This is a genomic window from Phycicoccus avicenniae (genome assembly GCF_050496545.1).
In the GTDB taxonomy this organism is placed as follows: Bacteria; Actinomycetota; Actinomycetes; order Actinomycetales; family Dermatophilaceae; genus Phycicoccus; species Phycicoccus avicenniae_A.
This window is the reverse complement of the sequence record NZ_JBNVZV010000029.1, coordinates 1-22,884: the sequence shown is the minus strand read 5'-3', so window position 1 is coordinate 22,884 and position 22,884 is coordinate 1. Positions and strand designations below refer to the sequence as shown.

Here is a 22,884-nt window from a genome sequence, read left to right as displayed (position 1 = left end):
AACCACCCCGCACCACCCGTCCCACCCATCCTGGAGCCCGCCCCCACGACCACCCCTCGCACCCCCGACCACCATCCCCGTACGGTGACCTCACCACCCCCGTCCCCGAGGAGGACACCCGATGCGCGTCGCCCTCGCCAAGGCCGTCCTGCGCGCCTCCCGCTGGACCGCCGTCGGCGACGTGCCGCGCAGCGGCATCCTCGTCGGCGCCCCGCACACGTCCAACTGGGACTTCGTGATGATGCTGCTCGTCATGTGGCGCGGCGACGTCACGCCCCGTGTGCTCGTCAAGAAGGAGATGTTCCGCGGGCCGCTCGGCTGGCTGCTGCACCGCCTCGGCGGCATCCCCCTCGACCGCGAGCACCCCGGCGAGGTCGTCCGCGAGCTGGTGCGCGAGGCCCGCAGCGGCGAGCCGTTCCTCCTCATCCTCGCCGCCGAGGGAACCCGCGAGAAGGGCGAGTACTGGAAGTCCGGCTTCTGGCGCATCGCCCGCACGACGAAGCTGCCCATCGCGCTGGCCTTCATCGACGGCCCGACCCGCACCGCCGGCTTCGGCCCGACCATCACCGCGACCGCCGACGTCCGCCACGACATGGACCTCGTCCGCGCCTTCTACCGCGACAAGCGCGGCATCCATCCCGACCGGCGCACCGAGCCGCGGCTGCGCGAGGAGGACCGCGCGCCCTAAGCGGCACGACATACACCACGGGGTACCGGATGTCACGGGCTGTGTTTTCCACCCTGACCTGCGATGATGCACCCGTGGAGCCACACCGCGGGGATGCCCGCCCACCCCGGATGCCCCGGCACGTCGGGGAGACGCTGACCGAGCTGGCCCACGTCACGAACGAGCTGATCACCGCCTCGACCGTCGACGCGGTGAGCAAGATCGTCACGCAGCACATGGCCGACGCGATCGGCGCCACCATCGCCGCCCTCGGGCTGCTCCACGGCGAGGACCAGGTCAAGCTCATCGGCGTCCGCGGGCTGGCGGCCGAGGAGGCCACCGAGTGGCAGGTCTTCCCGATCACCTCCCCCAACACCGTCGCCGACGTCATCCGCACCGGTGAGCGCATCCTCCTCGTCGGCGCCGACGAGATCGCCCGCCGCTACCCGAGCCTCCAGAACGCCCAACGGGGAGAACGGTCCACGGTGACGATCCCCCTGCGCTCCTCCGGGCGCACCATCGGGGCCATCCACCTCTCGGTCCCGGACGCCGTCGAGCTGCACCCGGCCGAGCTCGAGTTCCTCGACGTCCTCGCCGACACCTGCGCGCAGGCCATCGAGCGCATCGAGTCCGCGGCCGTCGCCGAGAAGCAGACCGGCCGCCTCGCCTTCCTCGCCGAGGCCTCCATCCAGCTGGCCAGCAGCCTCGACCTGGAGGCGACCACGGCCGCCGTCACCGAGCTGACCGTGCCCCGGTTCGCCGACTGGTGCGCCATCGACCTCGTCCGTGACGGCGGGTTGCACCGGTTGGCCGCCGCGCACACCGACCCCGAGCGGGCCTCCTTCGTCGAACGGTTCCAGCGGCGCTGGCCGAGCAGCCCGGGCAGCACCGGCGGAGGCCTCTCCTCCGTGGTGCGCACCGGCCGCCCGCTCCTCGTCCCCGAGATCACCGACGAGCTGCTCGCCGGCACGGCCCGCGACGAGGAGCACCTCGCCGCCCTCCGCGAGCTGGGGATGCACAGCATCCTCGCCGTACCGCTGCTCGTGCGCGGCCACGTCTCCGGCGTCCTCACCTGGGCCTCCACCGACCCCACCCGCCGGTACGACGAGGACGACGTGCGGTTCGCCGAGCACCTCGCCCGTCGCGCCGCCAGCGCCATCGACAACGCCGACCTGTACGGGCAGACCCGTGCGGTCGCCGAGCAGCTGCAACGGGCGGTGCTCCCCGAGGCGCTCGCCGGCACGAACGACTGGGAGGTGGCCTGGCGCTACGAGCCGTCCGGGCGCACCGAGGTCGGCGGCGACTTCTACGACGCCTTCCCGCTGGCCGACGGCCGCTACGTGGCGTTCGTCGGTGACGTCATGGGGCGCGGGGTGGCGGCCTCGGCGGCCATGGCCCAGATGCGCGCCGCCGTGCGTGCCTTCGCCTCCGCCGATCCCGAGCCGGCCGCCGTCCTCGGGGCCCTGGACCGGATGGTCACCCAGTTCGACACCGACCAGCTCGTCACGCTCGTCTACCTCCTCGCGGACGCCGAGAACGGCACCCTCCGCGTGGCCAACGCCGGCCACCTGCCCCCGTTCCTGCGGCGGTTCGAGGGCGCGGTGCAGCGCCTCCCCGATGCCGACGGTCCCCCGCTCGGCCTGGCCGCGGAGCGGCACGGCCTCGAGGTGTCCTTCCACCCCGGCGACGCCGTGCTGCTCGTCACCGACGGGCTCGTCGAGCGGCGCGGCGAGGACCTCGAGACCGGCCTCGCCCGGCTCTGGAAGGCCACGAGCGTGCTGGCGCCGGGCCCCCTCGACGAGGGGCTGCGCGAGGTCGTCACGCGGGTCGGCGACGACTCCTCGGACGACGACGTCGCGGCGCTGGTGCTGCGCCGCGCGGCCCGGATCCCGGCGACCGGTGGGCTCACCCCTCCGGTCCGGATGAGCGCCTGAGCCTCACCCTCCCGGGTCGCCGCGCTCCAGCAGCAGCACCCGCACCCTCCGGCCGGTGACCCGGTCGAGGTAGCGGGCGTACCCCACGTACAGCCGCGTCGCCGCCGCGAGCACCTCGGCCCGCTCGACGGGGTCGGCCTCGCGCGCGATCGCACGGACGGTCCGCCCGCCGAAGGTCACGAGCACGCGGCCGTCCGCCTCGACGTTGTGCACCCACGCCGGCGTCCTCGTCCCGCCGAAGCTCGTGCCGAGCAGCGCGAGGGTGTCGCGCACCGGCACCCCGACGAGCTGGGTCCGGCGGGCGCGCCCGGTCCGGCGGCCGGTGGTCTCCACGACGAGCACGGGCAGGCCGCTCAGCAGGGCGCAGAGCGTCGTCCGGCCCCCGGTCAGCCGGCCCACCCCCCGGTCGAGCGGCGGCAGCACCCGCGCCAGGAGGGATGCTCCCCCGCGGGTGGCAGCGACCGCGTGCACGCCCCGCCTCAGCACCCCGGGCGGCGACGGCGCGTAGCCCAGCTCTGCCGCGATGCCCACGGGCACACCGTAACCGGACGTCGCCCGGTCGGACCGCTCCTCCCCCACCCCGTGCGAGGGGGTTGACAACGTACAACCATCTGGTTGTATATTGCAGAGGTGGACGAGAGCAGCAGCGAGGACCGGGCCGACGCCCTGTTCCACGCGCTGTCCGACCGCACGCGGCGCGACATCCTGCGCCGAGTGCTGGCGGGCGAGCACTCGGTCACCGCCCTGGCGGCGGGCTACGACATGAGCTTCGCCGCCGTCCAGAAGCACGTCGCCGTCCTCGAGAAGGCCGGCCTGCTGACCAAGCGGCGCAACGGCCGCGAGCAGCTGGCCAGCGGCGACGTGGAGGCCGTCCGGTCGGTCGCCTCGATGCTCGACGAGCTCGAAGCGGTCTGGCGGGGGCGGATAGCCCGCATCGACGCACTACTCACCGAGGAGACCTGACATGCCCGTCACCGACATCACCAAGGACGTCGACAACCGCACCCTGACCATCACCGCCGAGTTCGCGGCCCCCGTGGAGCGCGTGTGGGCGCTCTACGCGGACCCGCGCCAGCTCGAGCAGGTCTGGGGCCCGCCGGAGTACCCCGCGACCTTCGTCGACCACGAGCTGCGCCCCGGGACCCGGACGACGTACTACATGACCTCCCCCGAGGGCGAGAAGTTCGCCGGCTACTGGGACGTCACGGGCGTCGACGAGCCGCGGCAGATCACCTTCCGCGACGGCTTCGCCCGCGAGGACCTCACCCCCAACCCCGACCTCCCCGTCTCGGAGTGCGTCTACGACTTCTCGTCGACCGACGGCGGGACGCGTGCCGTCTACACGACGACCTACGCGAGCGCCGAGGCCCTGCAGCAGGTGCTGGACATGGGGATGGAGGAGGGCTCGCGCGCGGCCATCGGCCAGATCGACGAGTTCCTCGCCCAGGGCTGACCCGAGCCGAGGGGGCGGCGGCACCCACGGTCCGTCACGGACGGGCCGTGGGCGCGGGCCCCGCCCTCCCCAGGTCGGGCCAGACGTCGGCGTCGCGCTCCAGCACGGTGCCGGTCGGCACGAGCCCGCCCACCGGCGCGAGCACGTGCTCGACCACCCGCACGAACACCTCGTGACGCCGGACCGGCCCGGACGCGGCCAGCCACTCCTGCACCATCGCGAACATCGGCGGATCGGCTACGGCGAGGTGGGCGAAGTCGCACTTCCACCCGCGAGAACGCCTGCCACGCAGCGTGGTCCAGGCCTGCACGGCCGAGACGAAGGTGTGCAGCTGGCGCAGGCCGAGCGATGCCGCGAGCACGGGGTCCGCGGTCCGGGGCAGGAGGGCCGCAGCGACCCGGACGTCGTGCGACAGCCAGCGCCGGACCTCCCGCTGCGAGGTCGCTCCCGACGGCACCTCGTGGGCGACCAGGCGCGCGGCCCGGTCGCGCGCGGCCCCGGCGACGCCGTCGGGGTCGTGCACCGGCCGCGCGTCGGCCAACCAGTGCACGTAGGGCCACTGCCCGGGAGCCACCGCGGCAGCGGCCTCACGCTCCGGCAGCGACGGCGCGAGCATCGCCGCGGCGGCGTCGCGGTCGATGAGGACGACGTCGGCGATCCGCCCGTCGACGACCGTCGTCTCGACCCCGACGGCGGGTGGGTAGCCGTCGAGGACGAGGCACAGGTCGATGTCGCTGGCGTCGGTCCACGCCGACGTGCCGGTCGAGCCCAGGAGGCTGACGGCGCGGACGCGGCCCGTGCCCCCGAGACGCCCGACGGTCTCGTCGAGGGTCAGGTCGGCCGACCACGGCACGACGGGCTCGGGCAGGGTCACCCGTCGACGGTAGCCGCAGGCCCGCCGGAGCCGACGACCGCGAGCCGTCTCAGACGCAGAACTCGTTGCCCTCGGGGTCGCGCATGGTCACCCAGTGCACCCCGAGGTCGGCGTGCTCGACGACGCGGGTGGCCCCGAGGACCTCGAGCCGCGAGACCTCGGCGGCGACCCGCTCGCGCTGCAGTTCCATCGGCACCGACGGCCCGCCACCCGCGAGCAGGTCGAGGTGCAGCCGGTTCTTGCCGCTCTTGGCCTCGGGCACGCGCTGGAAGAAGATGCGCGGCTGCCCGTCGGCCTCGAGCGTGGAGGCGTCGTTCCAGCGCTCCTCGGGCACGCCCTGCGCGGCGAGGAAGGCAGGCCAGTCGGCGAAGTCGCCCGGCGGCGCGGGCACGGAGTAGCCGCGCGGGGCGAGGGCGCCGGCCCAGAAGACGACGAGCGCGGCGGGGTCGACGGTGTCGATGACGACCTGGATGGGGGCGGTCGAGCGGTCCATGGCCCCACCCTCCCGCAGACCGCCGACAGCCGGGCGGGTGTGCTCCACGGAACAGCGCGTCGAGGTCGACGGTGGAAGCATCGGGACGAAGGGAGATCGTCCGCCATGACCGCCACCACCACCCCCACCCGAGACGCCGCCCGCGCCTTCCTCGACCACCGCCGCATCGCCGTCACCGGTGTCTCGCACGCTCCGAAGGGACACGGCAGCAACGCCGTCTACACCTGGCTGCGCGACCACGGCTACGACGTCTTCGCCGTCAACCCCACCGTCGACGAGGTCGAGGGCGACCCCGCCTACCCCACGCTCGCGGCCGTCCCCGGCGGCGTCGAGGCGGTCGTCGTCGGAACCGCGCCGGAGCACGCGCAGGAGACGATGGAGCAGGCGCTCGAGGCCGGGGTCACGCAGGTGTGGATGCACCGCGCGCTCGGCGCGGGGTCGGTCTCGGTCACCGCGACGGCCTGGGGACGCGCGCACGGCCTCACGGTCATCGACGGCGGTTGCCCGCTGATGTTCCACCCGGACGCCGACGCCGGCCACCACGCGATGTGCCACGTCCTCACCTGGGCCGGGAGGGTCCCCCGCCGCGTCTGACACGAGGTCCGCCCCGGGTGTACCATCGTCGGTTCGCCAGTATGGGAACCCACCACGCACCAGGAGGCGGCTCCGCCGTGCCCACGCCGACCGCCGACCCGACCACCACCCGCCCCGAGGACGTCCTCGCCGACGAGCAGGCCCACCTCGAACGCGCTCGCGACGAGCTGCGCCGGATGCGCGAGGCCGCCGAGAACCTCGACGCGAGCACCGCCGCGGACGCGTTCAACGCCGCCTACCTCGACCTCGTCCTCGCCCGCCGGGTCGCCTCGCTCCAGGACGACCCGCGCACCACGCTGTTCTTCGGCCGCATCGACTGCCGCACCGAGCACGGCGCCGAGGTCTTCCACGTCGGCCGCCGGCACGTCAGCGACGGCCGCGGCGACCCGGTCGTCGTCGACTGGCGGGCCCCCGTGTCCACCGCCTTCTACCGGGCCTCCCCCACCGAGCCGATGGGCGTCACGCTGCGGCGGCGCTTCGGGGTCGACCGCGGCCGGCTCACCGCCTACGAGGACGAGCGGCTGGACCGCGCCGGCTCCCCCGAGGACGACCCGGCGCACAGCGCGATCCTCGCCGCCGAGATCGAGCGGCCGCGCTCGGGGCCGATGCGCGACATCGTCTCGACGATCCAGCCCGAGCAGGACGAGATCGTCCGCTCCGACATCGGCACGAGCATCTGCGTGCAGGGCGCCCCCGGCACCGGCAAGACCGCCGTCGGCCTGCACCGGGCCGCGTGGCTGCTCTACTCCTTCCGCGAGCGGCTCGACCGGTCGGGCGTCCTCGTCGTCGGCCCGAACCGCGCGTTCCTCGACCACATCGGAGCGGTCCTGCCCTCGCTCGGCGAGGTGCGGGTGCAGCACGCCACCATCGACACCCTCCTCGAGCACGGCCGCGTCCGGGCCGAGGACACCACCGAGGTCGCGATGCTCAAGGGCGATGCCCGGCTGGCCGAGGTGCTGCGGAACGCGGTGTGGCTCAGTGTCGGTCGTCCCGACGAGGCGATGGTCGTCCCCCGCGGGTCGCGCCGCTGGCGGGTGCCGGCCTACGACGTCCAGGACGAGGTCGACGCCCTCGTGCGCCGTGGCGTGCGCTACTCGGCGGCGCGCGACCTGCTCCCCCAGCGGCTGGCCCACCTCGTGATGCTGCGGATCGAGGCCACCGGCGACTTCCCCGGCGACGCCGCGCAGGACGCCATCGCCCGGTCGGCGCCGGTGAAGGCGTACGCGAAGGAGCTCTGGCCGGCCCTCGACCCGGCCGGCGTGCTGTTCCGCCTGCTGTCCGACCCGGAGACCCTCGCGGCCGCCGCCGAGGACGTCCTCGACGACAACGAGCAGCGGATGCTCCTGTGGGGCAGCCCTCCTCGCACGAAGGGGGCCGCTCGGTGGACCCGGGCCGACATGGCCCTGCTCGACGAGCTCGCCGACCTGCTCGACCGCACGCCGAGCCTGGGCCACGTCGTGCTCGACGAGGCGCAGGACCTCTCGCCCATGCAGCTGCGCGCCGTCGGCCGACGCGCCTCCACCGGCAGCCTCACCGTCCTCGGCGACATCGCCCAGGGCACGACGCCGTGGGCCACCGGCTCGTGGGACGACGCGATGGCCCACCTCGGCCGACCGCGGCACGAGCTCGTCACCCTCGACCGCGGCTTCCGCGTGCCCGCCCGCGTCATCGAGTTCGCGGCCCGGCTGCTGCCGGTGATGGCCCCCGGGCTCGGCGCCCCGAGGTCCGTGCGCGACAACCCGGGCCGGCTCGACGTCGTGTCGGCCGACCCCGAGGAGCGCTCCTCCGCGGTGGTCGCCGCCGTCACCGGGGCCCTGCGGGAGCCCGGGTCGGTGGGCGTCATCGCGCCGGACGCGTTCATGACCGCCCTCTCGGCCGCCCTGACCCGCGCCGGAGTGCCGCACGGGCGGCTGGACGCCGACCACGGCGACGACGAGGACCGCCAGGTCGAGCTGGTCCCGGCGAGCATCGCCAAGGGCTTGGAGTTCGACCGCGTGGTCGTCGTCGAGCCCGCCGCCGTCGTCGCCGCCGAGCCCGACCTGCGCACCGGGCTGCGCCGGCTCTACGTCGTGCTGACCCGCGCGGTCACCGCACTGACGGTCGTGCACACCGAGCCGCTGCCGGAGGTCCTCGCCGGCCACGCCTGACGTCAGGAGCGGCCGTGCACTAGCTCCTCCCGGAACTGCTGGGTCAGGGCGGTGCGCACCCGGAAGACCTCGCCGTCGGCCCCGGCGAGCGGGCTGCGGTCGACCCAGTCCGATGCCACGGGCTCCGCGTGCTCGACGGCGTGCAGGCGCTGGGACGTCGGCGGGTGGCGCGGGTCGTCCGAGGCGTCGGGCTCGGCCGCCAGCCGGCGCTGCAGCTCGGCGGCGTCCGGGCGGCCGGCGGCCTCCATCGCCGCGAAGGGGTCGGCGCCGGGGGTCCGGGCGGCGTTGCCGGCGGCGGTCATCCCGCGGGCGACGCCCACCGTGCTGAGCAGCCACCCGCGGGTCGCCACCGGACCGGCGAGCGACACCGCCCGGCGGTCGGCCTCGAGGGCGGCGGCGTGCAGCGTGGGTCGCCAGAGCCGCGTGAGCAGGCTCTGCGTCCAGCGGAACGGGGCACCGACGACGGACAACCCCGCCGCACCGGCGGAGGCCGACGCCTCGCGTTGCGCCTGGTTGCCGGCCAGCTCGTGTGTCAGGCCGAGAACGGCCACCGAGGACAGCGACTGGTCGACGGCCTTCGTGTCCGCGGTGACCGTCCGGGTCGGGGTGAACAGCGTGCGGGCCGAGATGAGCAGGTCCTGCGCGAGGCGGACGACGGTCCCGGCGGCACCGCGGTCGACGTGGGCGCAGCGCAGCTCGTGGGCGAGGACGGCGACCCGCTCGGCCGGGTCGAGGGCGGTCCACTGGGGCAGCCCGACGACGAGCGTGGCGCCGCCGCGGTACCCGTGCGCACGGACGGCCACGGGGTAGGTGGTGTCGGCGAGCACCCGGTCCGGGGGCCGGGTGGCGACCGCCTCGGCCACCGCATCGACGAGGTCGTGCAGGCGCGGGGCATCCGCGCGGGTCAGCTCGACGGCGCGCGCGTCGACGCGCGCCGGACGCGGCACCATCCGCCAGAAGAAGAGCACCCCGAGGACCGCCCAGACGATGCGGGTGAGGCCGTCGTCGGTGACGAGCAGCCACACCCACCCGGCGAAGAGCGCGAGGACGGCCAGCACGACCACCAGCGCGAGCGCCACGGCGGCCACCCGCCCCGCGGAGGAAGCCGTGGTGCCCCCGGTCGGTGCCTCGCCCATGTCGCCCCCCGGGTTCTCGGGCGCCCCCACGGCACCGCCTGCGGTCACCGTACAGGGAGAGCGGTCAGGGGCTCAGGCGCCCACGGTCCACTTCTCGCCGTCCCAGTAGCGGGTGCGGCGGCGGCTGTTCGGTGCGGGGTACCAGCCCGGCGCGAGCCCGCGGGCCGAGTTGTGCGACTTGACGACCCGGTGCGTGTGGAAGGCCGGGACGAAGGCGGCGAGCACGCCGACGGCCGAGCCGACCGTGAGCAGCCAGAGACCCAGTCCCGGGTCGAGCGTGGCGCCGCGCAGACCGGCGACGAGAGCAGGCACCGCATCGGCGAACCACGAGGGGCGGCCGACGGCGGAGATGGGGTCGATGCTGATCGACCACAGGACGAAGGAGATGAAGGAGGTGGCCGACAGGCCCACGAGGGCGGCGACCCGCCAGACCGGCCCGACGAAGCGGACCCAGGTGAGCACGAGCGCCACGCCCATCAGCAGGACCCAGACGGCGGTGAGGACGACGTACACCCGGAAGCCGGTGTCGAAGACGAGGGTGGCCCCGTCGAGGCGCAGCCCGAGCGCGCCCCAGAGCGTGGCGGGGACCGAGCCGCCCGAGACCCGGAAGAGGGGGAACAGCGTCCCGAGCATGACGATCCCTGCCGCGATCCCCAGCACCAGCCCGGCGATCGCGTGGCTCCGCGTGTGTCTGACCTCGGCCATCTCACTCCCTCTGCAGTGTTCGAGGCGAGTGTGACACCGGGGGTCGCGGATCGAGCCCCAGTCGATGAAACTGCCGTCCGGACGGCCGATGGGGTAGGTCAGGCGGCTTCCGGCACCACCGTGCGGCGCAGCAGGGTCCACAGCTCCTCGACGTCGGCCCGCTCGGTGGCCTCGGCGCCGACGGACACCCGGACCATCCAGCGGCCGTCGAGCCGGCTGGCCCCGAGGAAGACCCGGCCCGTGGCGTTGACGGCGTCCACCCAGGCCAGGGTGTGCGCGTCGAGCGCCTCGCCGGTGAGCCCGTCGGGCTCGTGCACCACGCACACGGTCTGCAGCTCGACCGGTGCGAGCACGCGCCATCCCGGCTCGGCCTCGACCTGCTCGGCGAACCAGCGCGCGTTCGCAAGGTCCCGGCGCAGCCGCTCGCGGATGGCCTCCACGCCGTCGAGCCGCAGGTGGAACCACAGCTTGAGCGCCCGGAAGCGCCGGCCGAGCGGGATGCCCCAGTCCTTGTACTGGACGACCTCGTCGTCGGTGCTCGCCCGCAGGTAGCTCGGCGTCGTCGACATCACCGACACGAGGTGGTCGACGTCGCGGACGTAGAGGAGCGAGGTGTCGAGGACCGTGCCCATCCACTTGTGCGGGTTCCAGGCGAGGGAGTCGGCGTCGTCGACACCCGCGAAGAGGTGGCGCATCTCGGGCAGGAGCATCGCCGAGCCCGCCATCGCGGCGTCGACGTGCACCCAGGCGCCGTGCTCGTGGGCGATCTCGACGATGGCCGGGACGGGGTCCATGGCCGTGGTGCCGGTCGTGCCGACCGCGGCGACGACGACGGCGGGGATGCGTCCGGCCGCGGCGTCCTCGGCCATCGCGCGGCGCAGCGCCTCGGGGTCCATCGCGTAGGTGACGGGGTCGACGTCGACGTACCGGAGGTTGTCCGCGCCGAAGCCCGCCAGCAGCACCGCCTTCGGCACCGAGCTGTGGGCCTGCGGCGAGGTGTAGGCGACGAGCGGGGCATCGAGGCCCTGGAGCCCGCCGCGGTGCTCGGACCCGTCGCTCGCGCGCTCGCGGGCGGCGAGCATCGCGACGAGGCAGGCGGTCGAGGCGGTGTCCTGGATGGCGCCGCGCCACCCGGGCGCCAGGCCGCACAGCTCGCGCAGCCAGTCGGTGACGACCTGCTCGACCTCGGTGAGCGCCGGCGCCGACTGCCAGGTGATGCCGAGCGCCGCCACTCCCCCGGACGCGATGTCACCCAGCACGCTGGCCAGGCTCGCGTTGCTCGGGAACCAGCCGTAGAAGCCGGGGTGCTGGGTCTGGGTGACGCCCGGGACGACGACGCGGTCGAGGTCGGCGAGGACGTCGGCGAACGGCTCCGGCGCGGTCGGCGCGTGGGCGGGCAGCGCGTCGCGCACCTCGCCGGGACGGACCTGCGCGGCGACCGGCAGGTCGGGCACGCGGGCGCGGTGGTCGGCGATCCAGTCGATCAGCTCGTGTCCGGCGGCGCGGAACTCCTCGGGCGTCATGGGGTCATTCTGGTCCCCACCCGCCGAGCCTGCTCAGCCGTCCTCGGCCGGCATCCCGCCGAGCCCGACCTCGTTGCCGTCGGGGTCGTGGAAGGTCACCTTGCGTACACCGTTGCCGTACGTCTCGTCGGTCGTCGGCTCGATGCCGGCCGCCGCCGCGGTGGCCACCCGGCGCTCGAGCGCCGACCGCTCGTCCTCCAGCAACGTGAGGTGGGCGTACCCGGCGTGCTCCGGGCGGAGGAGCACGTAGACGCTGCGCCCCTCTCCCAGGTCCCAGACGAGCTCGGTGTCGTTCGGCGAGAACGGGTCCCGGTCGCCGAGAAAGCGGCCGTACCAGTCGCGTGCCGCTGCGAGGTCGGTGACGGGGACACCGGCGAACAGCGTGAGGGCCATGACCGACCGTAGCGCGGCAGCCGTGCGGCTGGCTGCGTCAGATGCGCTCGACGGTGGCCGTCAGCGGGCCGCCGGCGTCGCCGGTGTTGACCACGCCCTGCGGCTCGATGAGGACCGCGTGGACCTCCTCGTCGGCGCGCGGGCAGTGCTCGACGCCCCGCGGGACGACGTACAGCTGCCCCGGCCGGAGCACGACGTCGCCATCACGGAGCTGGATGGTCAGCTCGCCGGCGAGCACGAGGAACAGCTCGTCGGTGTCCCCGTGGGTGTGCCAGACGAAGTCGCCGCGGATCTTGACGACCTTGACCTCGTAGTCGTTGAGCGCGGCGACGGCCTTGGGCGACCAGTGCTCGGTGAAGAGCGCCAGCTTCGCGGCGAGGTCGACCGGCTCGGCGGCCATCAGAGGTTGATCATGTGGCCGGCGATGCCCTCGACGGCCTCCTTGACCGCCTCGGACAGCGTCGGGTGCGCGAAGACGTTGCGCGACACCTCGTCCGCGGTGAGGTCCCACTTCTGCGCGAGGGTCAGGACCGGGAGGAGCTCGGTGACGTCGGGGCCGATCATGTGGGCGCCGATGATCTCGTTGTGCTCGGCGTCCGCGACGATCTTGACGAAGCCGACGGCGTCGCCGAGGCCCATCGCCTTGCCGTTGGCGGAGAACGGGAACTTCGCCGTCTTGACGTCGTAGCCCTTCTCCTTGGCCTGCGCCTCGGAGTAGCCGAACGAGCCGATCTGCGGGTGGCAGTAGGTGGCGCGCGGGATGAAGTCGTACTCGACGGGCATCGTCTCGGCACCGGAGAGGTGCTCGGCGGCGACGACACCCTGGGCCTCCGCGACGTGCGCGAGCATCAGCTTGGAGGTGACGTCGCCGATGGCGTAGACGTTCTCGACGTTGGTGCGGCCGTACTCGTCGATGGCGACGGCGCCGCGCTCGGTGAGCTGGACGCCGGTGGCCTCGAGGCCGTAGCCCTCGGTGCGCGGGGCGAAGCCGATGGCCGAGAGCAGCTTGTCGGCCTCGAGCACCTGCTGGTCGCCGCCCGCGGCCGGCGAGACGGTCACCCGCACACCGGAACCGGTGTCCTCGACCGACTCGACCTTGGTGCCGAGCATGACCTTCACACCGAGCTTCTTGTAGTGCTTGAGGAGCTCCTTGGAGACCTCCTCGTCCTCGGTGGGGACCATCCGGTCGAGGAACTCGACGATGGTGACGTCGACGCCGAAGTTCTTCATGACGTAGGCGAACTCCACGCCGATGGCGCCCGACCCGGCGATGACCAGCGAGCCGGGGAGGTTCTCGTCGAGGATCTGCTCCTCGTAGGTGACGACGTTCTTGCTCACCTCGACGCCGGGGAGCATCCGGGTCACGGCGCCGGTGGCAATGATCAGGTGGTCGAAGGTCAGCTGACGGGTCTCGCCGTCGTTGAGCGCGACGTCCATCGAGGTGCTGGACGTCAGGGTGCCCCAGCCGTCGATCTCCTCGATCTTGTTCTTCTTCATGAGGAAGTGGACGCCCTTGACGATGCCCGCCGACACCTTGCGCGAGCGCGCGTGGGTGGCGCCGTACTTCATCGTCGCCTCGCCCTCGATGCCGTACAGCTCCTTGTCGTGCTGGAGCGTGTGGGCGAGCTCGGCGTTCTTGATGAGCGCCTTGGAGGGGATGCAGCCGACGTTGAGGCAGACCCCGCCCCAGTACTTCTTCTCGACGACCGCGACCTTCTTCCCGAGCTGGGAGGCGCGGATCGCCGCGACGTACCCTCCGGGACCAGCACCGAGCACCACGACGTCGAAGTCAGCCATGCCCGCCAGCCTATCGGGGCGGGCGCGCTGCCCGACGCTCAGCCCAGGCCGCGCAGCGTGAGGTGCACCGCTCGGGTCACCGGGGCGGCGGTGGAGCCACCCGTGCCGCCTTGGGCGACGACTGCGGCGACCACCCAGCGCGGCTTCCCGGCCGGCGCGTAGGACACGAACCACGAGGTGTCGCGCTTGCCGACGACCTCGCCGGTGCCGGTCTTGCCGGCCACCGGCCAGTCGGCGGGCATCGTGCGGAACACGTGCGCCGCCGTCCCGGTCGTCGTCACCCCGGCGAGGGCGCCGCGCAGGTAGCGGTCGGTGGCGGCCGACAGCGGCGCCCGGCGGGTCGGGCCGGCCGCCACGGCCTCGCGATGCGCCGAACCCGGCTCGACGAGCGCGGCCCCGACGCGGGGGGTGCGCACGGTGCCACCGTTCGCGATGGCGCCGTAGGCGACGGCCATCTGGAGCGGGGTGGCGAGCACGTCGCCCTGGCCGATGGCGAAGTTCGCCGCGTCGCCGGCCCGCAGCTGCCAGCCGTGACCGCAGTTCTCCTTGGCCACGGCCGTGAGGAAGGCGCGCCGCTCGCGGTCGGCCACCTCGGGGTAGCCGGTGCGCGCCCGGCGGCAGAGCTCGGCGCGCTGGTCCTCCCACGTCGCCTTCCGCCACGTGCGGTCCGGGATGCGACCCGCCGACTCGTGCGGGAGGTCGATGCCCGTCGGGCCGCCGAGGCCGAGGCCACGAGCGGTGTCCGCGAACGGGTCCCGCGTCGTGGCCGGCGCCCCGAGGCCTCCCTGGCGCTGCCACGCACGGTGCGCGAGCTCGTAGAAGACGGTGTCGCAGGAGATCTCGATGGCCTTGCGCAGCGAGATGCGACCGTGCGCGGTCGTCTCGTAGTTGTGGAAGTCGCGGTCCCCGATGCGGTAGATCGCCGGGCAGTCGTAGGTGCCGGTGAGCGGGTTGCCGGCGCGCACGGCAGCGGCGACCGACGCCGCCTTCATCGTGCTCGCCGGGGCGAACCCGACATCGGTGGCGCGGGAGAGCAGCGGCGTACCGGCGCGCGGGTCGGTGAGGCGGGCGTAGTCGGCGGCGGAGATGCCTCCGGTCCACACGTTGGGGTCGTAGCCGGGGGCGCTGGCCAGTGCGGCCACGGCCCCGGTGCGCGGGTCCATCACGACCACTCCCCCGGAGTCGGCGGGCCATCCGCGCTTCCGGGCCCTGGCCATCTCGGTCGCCAGCGCCCGCTCGGCTGAGGCCTGGACCGTGGCGTCGAGCGAGGTGAGCAGGTCACGACCGGGGACGGGGTCGACGCGCGAGACGACGTGCGTGACGATGCCGCGCGCGTCCACGGCGACGACCGTCCGGCCGGGCGTGCCACGCAGCGCGCGGTCGTACTGCTGCTCGAGGCCCGCTCGCCCGACGAGGTCGTCGGCGGCCAGCGCGGGGTCGGCGGCGAGGTCCTCGGGGGTCACCCGGCCGAGGTAGCCGAGCACCTGGGCCGCGCCGGCGCCCGCCGGACGCGGGTACACGCGGACGGGGGCGGTGGTGACGGCCACGCCGGGGAAGCGGTCCGGGCGCTCGACGAGCGTCAGGGCCTTCGCGGGGTCGACCCCGTCGGCGAGCGGTACCGGTACCTGCGCCGAGCCCGCCCAGCAGGCCGGCGCGGCCGGGGCGCCGGGCTCGCCGCACAGCCAGGTGCGGCCGAGCAGGTCCTCCGCGGGCAGGCCGAGGACCGTTGCGACGGAACGGACCTCGGCCTCGGCGGCCGACCGGTCCTGCGCGATGACGCGGCGCTCGAGCGTGACGACCGTGCTCGTCCGGTTCTCGGCCAGCACCCGGCCCTCACGGTCGAGGATGCGGCCGCGAAGCGCGGGCACGACAAGGGTGCGCGTGTCGAGGGACGCGGCCTGTGCGCTGAACCCGTCCGCGCCGGCGAGCTGCACCTGCGCGAGGCGCCCGACGAGCCCCGAGAGGACGAGCACGACGGCCGCCACGAGGGCGAGCAGTCGGCCGTGGTGGCTGCGGGAGGTCCTCATCGGCGGGTCACCGGCACCTCATCCGAACCGGCGCCGGAGGACGGCGCGCTCGGCGCCGACCACGAGCGGCACGAGGAGGGCCGCGAGCGTCGCCGTGAGGAGGCAGCGGAGGAGGACCTCGAGGAGGTCGACGGGCGCGCGGACCACCAGGGCGCGCAGGACGTCGACGCCCTCGACGAGCAGCGCCCCGCCGAGGGCGACCGCGGCGACCCGGGGTGCGGCCACCGGCCCGACGAGGCGGGCCCGCCCGGCGAGCAGCCCGGCCGCACCGTAGGCGAGGGCGTGCAGGCCGAGCACCTCGGCGCCCGGCGGCACGAGGTCGAGGACCCACCCGCCGGCCAGCCCGGCGAGCGCGCCGGCCACGGGGCCGCGCCACAGCCCCCAGGCGACGACGAGCACGAGCACGAGGTCCGGCACGGGCGCGAGGTGGCGCGCACCGAGCACGGCGGCGGCCACCCCGGCCGCGACCAGGGCAGCCACCCGGAGCAGGACGCCGGCGGCCCCCATCATCCGGTCCCGGTGGCGACGGGGCGGGGGGTGGCGCGGGCCGGCCCGAGGACGACGCCGACGACGTCGAGAGAGGAGGGGTCGACGGCGGGCGTCACGACACCGGTCGGGGCGAGCCGGCCCGCGGCGGGGCCGACCTCGGTCACCGTGCCCACCCGGACGCCGGGGACGAAGGGCCGCCCGTCGATGCTGCCGAGGGTCGTGACGGTGTCGCCGACGGCCATCGGGCCGCGCGCGACGAGCGAGAGCGCGAGCCGCCCGGGCTCGGGAGCCGGCGCACCGCCCGTGGCGGCGCTGGACGCCTCGCCGAGCGCTCCCCCACCACCGACCCGGACACCGACCGCCACCTCGGGGCCGCCGAGCAGGAGGACGTCGCAGGTCCACGGTCCGACCCCGACGACCCGGCCGACGAGCCCGCCGGCGGCGACGACGGTGCGGTCCACCTCGACGCCGTCGCGCGACCCCGCGTCGAGGGTCACCCGCTCGGGGCCGGCGGGGCCGGGCGCGCCGACCCCGACGACCCGCGCCAGGACCACGCGGCGCCCGGCGACGGCCGGGTCGGCGAGGAGTGCCCGCGCGGCGGCCGACCCGGCGAGGCGGCGGTCGGCGTCGGCGAGCTCGGCCCGCAGCCGCGTGTTCTCGGCACGCAGCCGCGACGCGTCGTCCTCCCCCGGACCGGCCACGCGCTCGAGCGGCCCGAGACCGGCGGCCGCGAGCCGGCGGGCCGGCTCGAGGTCGATCGCACCGGACAGGTCCGCCAGCAGAACCAGCACGGTGAGGAGCGCGGCGGCCACGGCCAGCCGGCGCGGGAGCGGGCGGTGCTTCACGGCCGCCGGGTGTCGACGAGGACGCGCTCGAGGGTGCCGAACTCCTCGACGCAGCGGCCGGCGCCTCGGGCGACGGCCCGCAGCGGGTCCTCGGCCGCGCGCACGGGGACGCCGAGCTCGTGGGACAGCCGCTCGTCGAGGCCGCGGAGCAGCGCCCCGCCGCCGGTGAGCGCGATGCCGCGGTCGACGACGTCGCCGGCCAGCTCGGGCGGGCAGACGTCGAGGACGGTGCGGACCAGCTCGACGACCTGGGCGACCGGGGTCTCGATGGCGCGGCGCACCTCGGCCGAGCCGATCGTGACGGTCTTGGGGAGACCGGTGACGAGGTCCCGCCCGCGCACCCGTTCGGAGAGCTCCTCGCGCAGCGGGAAGGCCGAACCGGCGCCGATCTTCAGCTGCTCGGCACTGGACTCGCCGAGCAGCAGGGAGTACTCGGACTTCACGTGGGCGACGATCGCGTCGTCGATCTCGTCGCCGCCGATCCGCACCGTGCGGGAGGTCACGATGCCGCCGAGGCTGATCACGCCGACGTCGGTGGTCCCGCCGCCGACGTCGACGACCATCGAGGCCTGGGTCTCCTCGACCGGCAGGCCGGCCCCGATGGCGGCGGCCATCGTCTCCTCGACGACGTGGACGCGGCGGGCGCCGGAGCGCAGGGTGGCGTCCTCGAGGGCGCGACGCTCGACGCTCGTGATGTCGCTGGGGACGCAGACGACCACGCGAGGCCGGACGAGGCGCGAGGGCGCGACCTGGTCGACGAACCAGCGGATCATCCGCTCGGTGACGTCGGCGTCGGAGATGACGCCGTCGCGCAGCGGGCGGACCGCGGTGACGGTCTCGGGGGTGCGACCGAGCATCTCCTTGGCGCGCCGGCCGGCGGCAACGAGCTCGCCGGTGCCGGTGCGGACGGCGACGACGGAGGGTTCGTCGAGGACCACACCGCGGCCGCGCTCGTAGACGACGGTGTTGGCGGTGCCGAGGTCGATCGCGAGGTCCCTGCCCCGGACCCAGCCCGCCGACCACCCAGTCATGGCGAGCAGGCTAGGCGCGCCCGGGAGGCGGTCCGTGGCGCAACGCCGGGGACGGGCGGGACGCGTCGGCATCCGCGTGACGCATGTGACTCCTGGTGCCAGAGCGACCTCTGGGGCCGCCAGTCACGGCGCCGTAGGTCAGAGCTCGGGGAACCAGATGCCGATCTCGCGCGCGGCCGACTCCGGGGAGTCCGAGCCGTGGACGATGTTCTTCTGCACGGCGGCGCCCCAGTCGCGGCCGAGGTCGCCGCGGATCGAGCCGGGGGCGGCCTTGGTCGGGTCGGTGGCACCGGCGAGGGACCGGAAACCGGCGATGCACTGCTCGCCCTCGATGACGACGGCCGCGACCGGGCCCGAGGACATGAACTCGACGAGCGGCTCGAAGAACGGCTTGCCCTCGTGCTCGGCGTAGTGCAGGTGCAGGCGGTCGGTGTCGGGGGTGGTCACCGCGAGGGCGACGAGGGTGTACCCCTTGGCCTCGATCCGGCGGAGCACCTCCCCGGTGAGGCCGCGGGCGAAGCCGTCGGGCTTGACGAGGACGAGCGAGCGTTCGGTGGTCACGGCGCCCAGCCTAGTCGGCGGTCGCGGCCGCCTCGGACGCGCGTCGGGCGGTCAGCTCGTCGGCCTTCACGCCCTGCACGAGGAGCAGCACCCAGAGCCCGGTGAAGACGACGGCGACCCCGATCATCGCGGGCACGAGGACGGCGCTGACCCACGTGAGCACCTGGACGAGCCAGCCGAGCGGCAGCCCGAGCGGGCCGCGCATCAGCCCGCCCGCGACGACCGCGAGCGCGGCGAGCCCGAGGCCCACCCAGAGCAGCCGGCCGGCGTCGTCGCGGCCCTCGGCGAGCGCCTGGGCGCGGACGACCAACGCGAAGAACGAGAGCACGACGGCCTGCCCGATCAGGGTCATGGCGAGCAGCCGGACGGTGAACTTCCCCTGCGTGCCGACGAGCGGGAGCAGCCTCACCGCTGCTGCCCGCCGTGCTTCCAGCGGTAGGTCTCGACCGCGGTCTTGGACTCCTTGAGCCCGGCCCCCGTCGCCTCGCGGTAGAGCTTGATGGCGGCGATCATCTGGTCGCGCCCGAGCTGGACGTCGATGGCCTGCTGGGCGGCCTCCGGCAGCTCCTCGACGGGCGTGAAGCGCACGTGCGAGCCGAGCGTCGGGCCGGAGCCGGCCCGGACCGCGCGCACCACGTACCAGACCGCGACCACGACGGCGACGAGGAGGAGGACCTTGACCAACGGGCTCATGGTCCCAGCGTAGGCGGCGACTCCGGTTGGATGGACCGGTGACCTCCTCCGACGCCCCGGCCGGCACCCCGCGGCTGCGGCGCACGGTCGGTCTCGTCGCCGCCCTCAACCTCGCCGGCTTCGCGGTCGAGGCGGTCGTGGCCCTCGCCGTGGGGTCGGTGGCGCTCGTCGCGGACTCGGTCGACTTCCTCGAGGACGCGAGCGTCAACGGGCTCATCCTGATCGCCCTCGGGTGGCCGCTCGCGCGGCGGGCGCGGGCCGGCCGGGTGATGGCCGGCATCCTCCTCGTGCCCGCCCTCGCCGCACTCTGGCAGGCGGTCGAGAAGGCGCGTGACCCGGTCGCGCCGGACGTCACCGCCCTCGTCCTCACCGCCCTCGGGGCCGCGCTGGTCAACGGCGTCTGCGCCCTCCTGCTCGTCCGGATGCGCCGCCACGGGGGCTCGCTCGGGCGGGCCGCGTGGCTCTCGGCCCGCAACGACGTCGCCGTGAACCTCGCCGTCGTGCTGATGGCGGGCGTCACCGCGGCGACCCGCTCGGGCTGGCCGGACCTCGTCCTGGGCGTCGGCATCGTCGTGCTCAACGGCACGGCGGCGCTCGAGGTGTGGCGGCTCGCCGGCCGCGAACGGCTCGAGGCGCGGACCATCGACGAGGCCGACGCCGCGCACCCCTGACATCCGTCACAGCGCGATCGTGACCGCCGTCCGGGGCGCTCGAACCCGGTCCACGACACCGTGGGTCCCATGAACGCGATCACCCTCCGCTCCGTGACGAAGCACTTCGGCGACGTCCGCGCCGTCGACGGCATCGACCTGACCATCGGCCAGGGCGAGGTCGTCGCGGTCCTCGGGCCCAACGGCGCCGGGAAGACCACGACCATCGACATGGTCCTCGGCCTGACCGCTCCCACCGACGGCGACGTCGCCGTCTTCGACCTCCACCCGCGCGAGGCCGTCGAGCGCGGGCTCGTCTCGGCCGTGCTGCAGAGCGGCGGACTCCTCAAGGACCTGACGGTGCGGGAGTCGGTCGAGTACACCGCCGCGCTCTTCCCGAGCGCCCGCCCGGTCGACGAGGCGCTCGCGGCAGCCGGCATCACCGACATCGCGAACCGCCGCATCAAGGACTGCTCGGGCGGTGAGCAGCAGCGCACCCGCTTCGCGATGGCCCTCGTGCCCGACCCCGAGCTCGTCATCCTCGACGAGCCGACGACCGGGATGGACGTCGCCGCCCGCCGCGCCTTCTGGCAGGCGATCCACGCCGACGCCGAGCAGGGCCGCACCGTCGTCTTCGCCACGCACTACCTCGAGGAGGCCGAGACCTGGGCCGACCGCGTCGTCGTCGTCCGGTCCGGGAAGGTCGTCGCCGACGGCACCCCGGCCGAGCTCGGGGCGATGAGCGCCGGCCGCGTCGTGCGGGCCACCCTCCCGGGCGCCGACGCCGACGCCCTGCGCGCCCTCCCCGGCGTCGTCGAGGTGGAGGTGCGCGGCACGGCCGTCTCCCTCGTGAGCACCGACTCCGACGCCCTCGCCCGACACCTCCTGATGCACACCGACGCCCACGACCTCGAGGTCACCGGCCGCAGCCTCGAGGACACCTTCGTCGCCCTCACCGGCGACGACGCCACGACCACCGCCGCCCCGGAAGGACTCCCCCGATGACCGCCGCCCCCGTGACCGACGTCGCGCAGCGCCCCGCCCCCCGCCGCCCGCTGCTCAACCCGACCGTCCTGCGCATCGAGCTGCGGCGGCTCCTGCGCAACCGGCGCACGCTCGTCTTCACCTTCGTCTTCCCCGCCGTGATGCTCGTGTTCATCGGCAGCCAGATCACCGGCTCCGACGACTCGATGGGCGCGCACGCCGTGGCCAACGTCGGGGCGTACGTCATGGCGAGCATGGCCGTCTACGGCGCCGTGATGGCGACGACGGCGGCCGGTGCCTCGGTGTCCATCGAGCGGGCCGCCGGGTGGAGCCGCCAGCTGCGCCTCACCCCGGCCCGACCGCTGTCGCACGTGCTCGTCAAGATGCTCGTGGCCGTCGTGCTCGGCACCACCGCGACCCTCGTGACCTTCGTCGTCGGCGCCGCCACGGGAACGGCGCACATCCACGCGATGGCGCCCTGGTGGCAGATGGCCCTCGTCGTCGTCCTCGGCTCGCTCGTCTTCGCCGCCTTCGGCCTCTTCATGGGCTACCTGCTGCCGAGCGAGAACACGATGCAGTTCCTCGGCCCGGTCCTGGCCGTCCTGTCGATCTTCGGCGGCCTGTTCTCCGGCCCGCTGCCGACCGACTCGCTCTACGGGCAGATCGCGCAGTACACCCCCATCTACGGGCTGAGCCAGCTCGCGCACTGGCCGCTGACGCTGACCACGACCGGCACGCACGACGCGTTCCGGGTCGGGTGGGTGCTCAACCTCGTCGTCTGGGGGCTGGTCTTCGTCGCCGGTGCCGTGTGGCGCTTCCGCCGCGACACCCAGCGGGTCTGACACCCTGAGCGCGTGGCGAGGTGGACGGTGCGCAGCCTGACGCAGGGCGGTCGCGGGGACGAGGACGAGCTCGTCCCCGCGGCCCCGGCATCGGCGTCGATGGGGCGCCGGCTGCTCGGGCTGATCTGGGTCGTCTACCTCACCGAGCCGGTCGTCACGGCCTGGAACACCCCCACGACGGAGGGCCGGCTCGGGCTCGCGGCGCTCGTCCTCTTCGTCCTGCTCTACGTCTGGCACTACGTCGTCTCGCCCCTGCCGATGCTCACGCGGTCCGGTGTCAGCGTGCCCCCGGGACCGCGCTGGCCCGGGCTGCTGCGCTACGCCGGGCTGCTCGCGCTGTCGATGGCCTCCGCCGCCCTCGTCGGGCAGTCGGCGACGGCCACCTGGATCTTCCTCGCGGTCTCGGGGATGTGGACCTTCGGCGGCTGGCTGCCCTACGTCCTCTCCGTGGCGCTGGCCGGCGGGTACGAGCTCCTCGCCTACCGGCTCGACGGGTGGGACCGCGACAACAGCCTGAGCTTCGCCATCGCCTTCGCCGTCATCGCCATCACGAGCGGGATGGTCGCCGTCCGCCGCTCGCGCGACCTCGCCGAGGCCCAGCGCGAGAACGCCCGGCTGGCCGTCGAGGAGGAGCGCAACCGCGTGGCCCGCGACGTGCACGACATCCTCGGGCACTCCCTCACCGTGATCCGCGTCAAGGCCGAGCTCGCCGCCCGCCTCGTCGAGCTCGACCCGGCGCGGGCGCGCGCGGAGGTCGAGGAGGTCGAGTCCCTCGCCCGCGAGGCGCTGGCCGACGTGCGCGGGGCGGTCGAGGGCTTCCGCGAGATCTCCCTGGCCGGGGAGATCGCCCGGGCCCGGGCCGCGCTGGCCGCGGCGGGCATCGAGGCCGAGCTGCCGCGGCGGGTCGACGGCATCGCCCCCGACCTGCGCGAGCTCTACGCCTGGACGGTGCGCGAGGGCGTCACGAACGTCATCCGGCACAGCGGCGCCAGCACGTGCACGGTGACCATCGACGGCGCCGGGCTGCGGCTCGCCGACGACGGCGG

At 74.6% G+C, this 22,884-nt stretch carries 26 protein-coding genes; 10 read left to right on the top strand and 16 right to left on the bottom strand.

The genetic code is table 11. The features are described from left to right. The first annotated feature begins 121 nt into the window (after window positions 1-121). The gene (locus tag ACQZ2A_RS18640) at window positions 122-688 is read left to right on the top strand and encodes a 1-acyl-sn-glycerol-3-phosphate acyltransferase (RefSeq protein WP_430214045.1); all 567 of its coding nucleotides are present in this window, start codon (window positions 122-124) and stop codon (window positions 686-688) included. Window positions 689-762: 74 nt separating this feature from the next. Next, entirely contained in the window at window positions 763-2,601 is a 1,839-nt protein-coding gene (locus ACQZ2A_RS18635; RefSeq protein WP_430214043.1) for a GAF domain-containing SpoIIE family protein phosphatase, read from the top strand. Between the two features lie 3 nt (window positions 2,602-2,604). On the opposite strand, the gene ACQZ2A_RS18630 is transcribed toward ACQZ2A_RS18635, so the two are convergent. Further along, entirely contained in the window at window positions 2,605-3,132 is a 528-nt protein-coding gene (locus tag ACQZ2A_RS18630; protein ID WP_430214041.1) for a nitroreductase family deazaflavin-dependent oxidoreductase, read from the bottom strand. A gap of 99 nt (window positions 3,133-3,231) precedes the next feature. Between ACQZ2A_RS18630 and ACQZ2A_RS18625 the strand changes: the two genes are divergently transcribed. Next, the gene (locus tag ACQZ2A_RS18625; RefSeq protein WP_430214039.1) at window positions 3,232-3,564 is read left to right on the top strand and encodes an ArsR/SmtB family transcription factor; all 333 of its coding nucleotides are present in this window, start codon (window positions 3,232-3,234) and stop codon (window positions 3,562-3,564) included. 1 nt (window position 3,565) lies between these two features. After that, on the top strand, window positions 3,566-4,054 hold the full coding sequence (locus tag ACQZ2A_RS18620; protein WP_430214037.1) for an SRPBCC family protein: 489 nt from the start codon (window positions 3,566-3,568) through the stop codon (window positions 4,052-4,054). Between the two features lie 34 nt (window positions 4,055-4,088). On the opposite strand, the gene ACQZ2A_RS18615 is transcribed toward ACQZ2A_RS18620, so the two are convergent. Together ACQZ2A_RS18615 and ACQZ2A_RS18610 are read right to left on the bottom strand one after the other, a co-directional pair. Then, window positions 4,089-4,928 (bottom strand): hypothetical protein, encoded by an 840-nt coding sequence (locus tag ACQZ2A_RS18615; protein ID WP_430214035.1) that lies wholly within the window; start codon window positions 4,926-4,928, stop codon window positions 4,089-4,091. A 49-nt stretch (window positions 4,929-4,977) separates the two neighbouring features. Continuing rightward, complete coding sequence (locus ACQZ2A_RS18610) at window positions 4,978-5,421, bottom strand: VOC family protein (protein ID WP_430214033.1); 444 nt, start codon at window positions 5,419-5,421, stop codon at window positions 4,978-4,980. A gap of 105 nt (window positions 5,422-5,526) precedes the next feature. On the opposite strand from ACQZ2A_RS18610, the gene ACQZ2A_RS18605 reads away from it, so the two are divergent. Continuing rightward, window positions 5,527-6,015, top strand: coding sequence for a CoA-binding protein (locus ACQZ2A_RS18605; RefSeq protein WP_430214031.1), 489 nt, complete (start codon window positions 5,527-5,529; stop codon window positions 6,013-6,015). 77 nt (window positions 6,016-6,092) lie between these two features. Next, the gene (locus ACQZ2A_RS18600) at window positions 6,093-8,162 is read left to right on the top strand and encodes a HelD family protein (protein WP_430214029.1); all 2,070 of its coding nucleotides are present in this window, start codon (window positions 6,093-6,095) and stop codon (window positions 8,160-8,162) included. Window positions 8,163-8,164: 2 nt separating this feature from the next. On the opposite strand, the gene ACQZ2A_RS18595 is transcribed toward ACQZ2A_RS18600, so the two are convergent. From ACQZ2A_RS18595 to ACQZ2A_RS18535, 13 genes are all read right to left on the bottom strand, one after another. Beyond that, the gene (locus tag ACQZ2A_RS18595) at window positions 8,165-9,328 is read right to left on the bottom strand and encodes a M48 family metallopeptidase (protein ID WP_430214027.1); all 1,164 of its coding nucleotides are present in this window, start codon (window positions 9,326-9,328) and stop codon (window positions 8,165-8,167) included. 42 nt (window positions 9,329-9,370) lie between these two features. Then, window positions 9,371-10,003, bottom strand: coding sequence for a DUF2510 domain-containing protein (locus ACQZ2A_RS18590; RefSeq protein WP_430214025.1), 633 nt, complete (start codon window positions 10,001-10,003; stop codon window positions 9,371-9,373). Between the two features lie 98 nt (window positions 10,004-10,101). Next, window positions 10,102-11,526, bottom strand: a complete 1,425-nt coding sequence (locus ACQZ2A_RS18585) for a pyridoxal phosphate-dependent decarboxylase family protein (RefSeq protein WP_430214024.1) — start codon at window positions 11,524-11,526, stop codon at window positions 10,102-10,104. Between the two features lie 33 nt (window positions 11,527-11,559). Continuing rightward, window positions 11,560-11,919 (bottom strand): VOC family protein, encoded by a 360-nt coding sequence (locus ACQZ2A_RS18580; RefSeq protein ID WP_430214023.1) that lies wholly within the window; start codon window positions 11,917-11,919, stop codon window positions 11,560-11,562. Between the two features lie 37 nt (window positions 11,920-11,956). Beyond that, window positions 11,957-12,319 (bottom strand): cupin domain-containing protein, encoded by a 363-nt coding sequence (locus ACQZ2A_RS18575; RefSeq protein WP_430214021.1) that lies wholly within the window; start codon window positions 12,317-12,319, stop codon window positions 11,957-11,959. After that, a complete protein-coding gene (lpdA, locus tag ACQZ2A_RS18570) occupies window positions 12,319-13,716 on the bottom strand; it encodes a dihydrolipoyl dehydrogenase (protein WP_430214020.1) in 1,398 nt (465 codons plus the stop codon). Before lpdA ends, ACQZ2A_RS18575 begins: the two co-directional genes overlap by 1 nt. A gap of 38 nt (window positions 13,717-13,754) precedes the next feature. Continuing rightward, window positions 13,755-15,743: a penicillin-binding protein 2 gene (mrdA, locus tag ACQZ2A_RS18565; protein ID WP_430214018.1), complete on the bottom strand. Its 1,989-nt coding sequence runs from the start codon at window positions 15,741-15,743 to the stop codon at window positions 13,755-13,757. A gap of 18 nt (window positions 15,744-15,761) precedes the next feature. Further along, window positions 15,762-16,253 carry a rod shape-determining protein MreD gene (gene mreD / locus ACQZ2A_RS18560; protein WP_430214016.1) on the bottom strand — a complete coding sequence of 164 codons (492 nt, stop codon included), beginning with the start codon at window positions 16,251-16,253 and terminating at the stop codon, window positions 15,762-15,764. Further along, window positions 16,250-17,077, bottom strand: a complete 828-nt coding sequence (gene mreC / locus ACQZ2A_RS18555) for a rod shape-determining protein MreC (protein ID WP_430214014.1) — start codon at window positions 17,075-17,077, stop codon at window positions 16,250-16,252. Before mreC ends, mreD begins: the two co-directional genes overlap by 4 nt. Continuing rightward, entirely contained in the window at window positions 17,074-18,108 is a 1,035-nt protein-coding gene (locus ACQZ2A_RS18550) for a rod shape-determining protein (protein ID WP_430214012.1), read from the bottom strand. The genes mreC and ACQZ2A_RS18550 overlap by 4 nt, the downstream gene beginning before the upstream one ends. Before the next feature lie 138 nt (window positions 18,109-18,246). Then, on the bottom strand, window positions 18,247-18,669 hold the full coding sequence (gene ndk / locus ACQZ2A_RS18545) for a nucleoside-diphosphate kinase (protein ID WP_430214010.1): 423 nt from the start codon (window positions 18,667-18,669) through the stop codon (window positions 18,247-18,249). Between the two features lie 10 nt (window positions 18,670-18,679). After that, window positions 18,680-19,078, bottom strand: coding sequence for a DUF4233 domain-containing protein (locus ACQZ2A_RS18540; protein ID WP_430214008.1), 399 nt, complete (start codon window positions 19,076-19,078; stop codon window positions 18,680-18,682). Further along, window positions 19,075-19,362 carry a hypothetical protein gene (locus tag ACQZ2A_RS18535; protein ID WP_430214006.1) on the bottom strand — a complete coding sequence of 96 codons (288 nt, stop codon included), beginning with the start codon at window positions 19,360-19,362 and terminating at the stop codon, window positions 19,075-19,077. Before ACQZ2A_RS18535 ends, ACQZ2A_RS18540 begins: the two co-directional genes overlap by 4 nt. 38 nt (window positions 19,363-19,400) lie before the next feature. Between ACQZ2A_RS18535 and ACQZ2A_RS18530 the strand changes: the two genes are divergently transcribed. The 4 genes from ACQZ2A_RS18530 to ACQZ2A_RS18515 form a co-directional block, all read left to right on the top strand. Then, window positions 19,401-20,033, top strand: a complete 633-nt coding sequence (locus ACQZ2A_RS18530) for a cation transporter (protein ID WP_430214004.1) — start codon at window positions 19,401-19,403, stop codon at window positions 20,031-20,033. Between the two features lie 69 nt (window positions 20,034-20,102). Further along, entirely contained in the window at window positions 20,103-21,017 is a 915-nt protein-coding gene (locus tag ACQZ2A_RS18525) for an ABC transporter ATP-binding protein (RefSeq protein WP_430214002.1), read from the top strand. After that, window positions 21,014-21,838: an ABC transporter permease gene (locus ACQZ2A_RS18520; protein ID WP_430214001.1), complete on the top strand. Its 825-nt coding sequence runs from the start codon at window positions 21,014-21,016 to the stop codon at window positions 21,836-21,838. The genes ACQZ2A_RS18525 and ACQZ2A_RS18520 overlap by 4 nt, the downstream gene beginning before the upstream one ends. A 12-nt stretch (window positions 21,839-21,850) precedes the next feature. After that, window positions 21,851-22,884 (top strand): sensor histidine kinase (locus ACQZ2A_RS18515; RefSeq protein WP_430213999.1); only part of this gene is annotated, 1,034 nt, incomplete at its 3' end.